Here is a 3,409-nt window from a genome sequence, read left to right as displayed (position 1 = left end):
GGCCGGCGACTTCCGCCCGCCGCCCGGGGCCGCCACCTCAGTCGAGCGTGAGGACCATCTTGCCGGTGGTCCGGCCCGTCTCCCCGCGCCGGTGCGCCTCCGCCGCCTGCTCGAGTGGAAAGACGTCGGAGACGCGGGCCCGTAGCGCACCCCGGTCCACGAGGTCGGTGACGGAGAGCAGGTCGTGCCGGGAGGAGTCGACGAGCATGCGGATCGCGCGCACACCCAGGTCGTCGGCCTCGCGGAGGAGATCGTCCGACCCCACCGGGAGGATCGACACCAGGATTCCGCCGGGCCGCAGGGTGCGCAGTGAACGCGAGGACGTGTCGCCGCCGAGAGTGTCCAGCACGGCGTCCACGTCGCCGACCGCCTCGGCGAAGTCCACCTCGCGGTAGTCGATCGCCTCGTCCACGCCCAGCTCGCGCAGGAACTCGTGCTTGCCGGCGCTGGCGGTGCCGATCACGTACGCACCGCGTGCCTTGGCGATCTGGACCGCCACGTGCCCCACCCCGCCGGCCGCGGCGTGGATCAGTACCCGCTGCCCGGGCTGGATGTCGGCGTACTCCACGAGCGCCTGCCATGCGGTCAGCGAGACCAGCGGCAGCGCGGCGGCCTGCACGTGGTCGAGCGAGGCGGGCTTGGGGGCGAACCAGGCCGCGGGAGCGGTCACGTAGTCAGCGTGGGCGCCGTGTCCGAAGGGGTAGGACAGCATCCCGTACACCTCGTCGCCCGGGGCGAACCGGGCCACCCCGATGCCGACCTCCTCGACGACCCCGGACAGGTCCCAGCCCAGCACGAACGGTGGCGCGCCGAGGAAACCGCCGTTCGCCCGGTGCTTCCAGTCGGTGGGGTTCACGCTGGCGGCTCTGACACGGACGAGGATCTCGTTGGTCCGTGGCTCGGGGCGGGGTCGGTCGGACACGACGAGGACCTCCGGTCCGCCGAGGGAGTCCTGGGTCACGGCGCGCATGGTGGGGGAGCTCATGCACCCAGGGTGACAGAATCCGACGAGCGCCGCCCTCGCGGGATCGTCGGTGGGGCTACCGGGCCCACCGGGCCTACCGGGCCGGCGGGAGTCGGTGCAGCGTGACGTCGTCCACCGTGCCGTCCGCGAGGGTGGCGGTCATGAACGTGCAGAACGGTTGCCGACGACGGTCGGTCGGGGACCCCGGGTTCAGCAGCCGCGGTCCCCCCGGCGCCACGGTGTCCCACGGGATGTGAGAGTGGCCGAACACCAGGACGTCGGTGTCCGGATAGGAGCCGCTCATGCGCCTGTCCCGCCCCGCCGTGGGGCCGGTCTCGTGCACGACCGCCAGACGCACCCCCTCGAGCGTCGCGCGGGCCACCTCCGGGAGCCGCTCACGCAGTTCGGGGCCGTCGTTGTTGCCCCAACACGCGATCAACCGCGCGGACCTCTCCTCCATGGCGTCGAGGAGCGCCACGTCCATCCAGTCACCCGCGTGCACCACCACGTCCGCGTCGTGGACCTCCGCCCACAGGCGGGGCGGGAGATCGCGGGCGCGCGTCGGCACGTGGGTGTCGGCGATGATCAGCAGGCGCACGGACTCGGATGTGCCGCCCGCTACCGGGTCGACTCCAGGACGACGTCGCGCCCGCTGAGGTCGACCACCATGCCCCCCGGGACCACCCGGACCCCGGTGAGCTGCACGCCCTCCGGGAGCTCGGCGAGCGCGGAGTCCATCATCGAGACGGTGCCACCGAGCAGCTCGGGCGGAAGCGCGAAGCCGAGGATCGACGCCTGGGACGGATCCATCTCCAGATTGCCGCCGATCAACCTGGGGGTCACGACCGCCTCGGCGAGTCCGCTGATGGAGACGCGGAGCGTGCCCGAGGCCGGATCCGAGACGATCTCCTGCACCTGGATCAGGCCGCCGAGCATGCTGTCACCCGCGGAGTCCTGCTGCGCGGCCGCCGACATGGCCTGGTCCGAGACGAACGCGGTCCCGGTCAGCGAGTCCACGTAGGTGAGGTCGTCGGCGGACCGCACTCCCTCGGCGGTGATGTCGATCGCGGGGGCGGGTCCGCCCCCGTCCGCCGTCGGGCCGCCGTCGGTGGTGATCCGGACGGTGCCGAGGTCGCCCCCGAAGTAGGACAGGAGCACCGGGCGGGCGCCCAGGTCGACCTGCGCCGGGCTGCCGAGGGCGGTCGAGACCTCCTCCTGGATCCGGTTCTCCACCGCGTTGCGGGTGCCGAACTCGAGCCCCACCGCGCCCGCCACCAGGAGGATCACCGCGGCGACGGCGATCAGGGCGATCATCGGGCCGCGACGTCTCCCGCCGGTATCGCCGCGACCGGGCCGATTGGCGCCCGGCCCAGCGGCGAACTGCTGGGTCTCGGCGTTCTGGACGCCGGGTCGATCATGAGCGGGGAGTCTCTGGGTGTCGTGCCGCGGGTGCATTCCGCCAATTGTCGTCGATACCGGCCCGGATCGCAGAACCCCGGTTCAGCGCGTGCTCAGAACCCCGGGTTCGGTGCGGGGGGTCAGAGCGCGGCGGTCCAGCGGTTGAGGTGCTCGGTCTCGGCGTCGAAGAACCGGGTGAGGTGGGACACGACCAGCTTCTCGAGCTTGCCGCCCAGCAGCGGGACGGACACCTTGACCCGGCCCGATGCGGACTCGACCACCACGCCGTCCTCGGAGAGCGACTCCGAGCCACCGTCGATGATCCCCAGTCCACCCGCGGCCTCCGCCCGGGCGGAGGTGGTGAACCGGTTCCCGTCGAACTCGGCGTAGGTGCTGGTCCGCACGATGATCAAGCGGCCGGGCAGGACCTTGCGGGCCACGTCCGGGATGTCCTCGTCCGGGATGTGCTGGGTCACCGTCACGGTGGTGGAGTCCCCGGTGGTGACGAACTCGTCGAGGGAGTCCTCGGGGGTACCGATGGCGGCCAGGCGGTCGTGCCAGAAGGCCTCGTCGCCGTACGAGGCGAACACGGTCTCGAGGTGCGCGTCGATGCGGGCGGAGTGGGAGAAGCGGGTCGCCATGGGGTCAAACCCTACAAGGGGGCGGTTATCCTCGGACGCGTGCTCCCGCCTTCCTCCGATCGACGCCCGGCTGACCTCGCCGACGAGGTGATCCGCGGGCTGTCCACCGTGGCCGGTCTCCGGGTGGTCCCCGACTCCAGCCTGGCCGATCTCACCACCCTGCGGATCGGCGGTCGTCCCCGCGCGCTGCTGGAGTGCGAGTCCGCGGAGGCCGTCACGGCCGCGGTCGGCGCCCTCGACGCCGCCGGTGTGCCGGTGCTCGTCCTGGGCGGCGGGTCGAACCTGGTGATCGCCGACGGGGACCTTGAGCTGGTGGTGGTGGCCGTCCGCAACAGCGAGGTCCGCTACCGGGACGCGGGGACGGACGGCCCCGGGGGGATGATCGTCCGCGCCGGAGCCGGGCTGT

At 72.4% G+C, this 3,409-nt stretch carries 5 protein-coding genes; 1 reads left to right on the top strand and 4 read right to left on the bottom strand.

Translation table 11 applies throughout. The features are described 5' to 3' along the window. Window positions 1-37 precede the first annotated feature (37 nt). From G6019_RS16395 to G6019_RS16380, 4 genes are all read right to left on the bottom strand, one after another. Entirely contained in the window at window positions 38-985 is a 948-nt protein-coding gene (locus tag G6019_RS16395; protein WP_182612630.1) for an NADP-dependent oxidoreductase, read from the bottom strand. Window positions 986-1,058: 73 nt separating this feature from the next. Continuing rightward, window positions 1,059-1,562, bottom strand: coding sequence for a metallophosphoesterase family protein (locus G6019_RS16390; RefSeq protein ID WP_182612628.1), 504 nt, complete (start codon window positions 1,560-1,562; stop codon window positions 1,059-1,061). A 20-nt stretch (window positions 1,563-1,582) separates the two neighbouring features. Beyond that, window positions 1,583-2,419, bottom strand: coding sequence for an LmeA family phospholipid-binding protein (locus tag G6019_RS16385; RefSeq protein ID WP_182612627.1), 837 nt, complete (start codon window positions 2,417-2,419; stop codon window positions 1,583-1,585). Window positions 2,420-2,502: 83 nt separating this feature from the next. Further along, window positions 2,503-3,003 (bottom strand): DUF2505 domain-containing protein, encoded by a 501-nt coding sequence (locus tag G6019_RS16380; RefSeq protein WP_107757362.1) that lies wholly within the window; start codon window positions 3,001-3,003, stop codon window positions 2,503-2,505. 39 nt (window positions 3,004-3,042) lie between these two features. Between G6019_RS16380 and G6019_RS16375 the strand changes: the two genes are divergently transcribed. Further along, window positions 3,043-3,409 (top strand): FAD-binding protein (locus G6019_RS16375; protein ID WP_309230337.1); only part of this gene is annotated, 367 nt, incomplete at its 3' end.

The organism is Dietzia sp. DQ12-76, assembly GCF_014145045.1.
Lineage (GTDB): Bacteria > Actinomycetota > Actinomycetes > Mycobacteriales > Mycobacteriaceae > Dietzia.
The sequence above is the reverse complement of the archived record's forward strand: the minus strand, read 5'-3'. Positions and strand labels throughout refer to the sequence as shown.

Excerpts from the sequence above, each read along its gene's own strand:
- G6019_RS16395 (WP_182612630.1), bottom strand. The coding sequence starts at position 985 with ATGAGCTCCCCCACCATGCGCGCCGTGACCCAGGACTCCCTCGGCGGA.
- G6019_RS16385 (WP_182612627.1), bottom strand. The coding sequence starts at position 2,419 with ATGCACCCGCGGCACGACACCCAGAGACTCCCCGCTCATGATCGACCC.
- G6019_RS16380 (WP_107757362.1), bottom strand. The coding sequence starts at position 3,003 with ATGGCGACCCGCTTCTCCCACTCCGCCCGCATCGACGCGCACCTCGAG.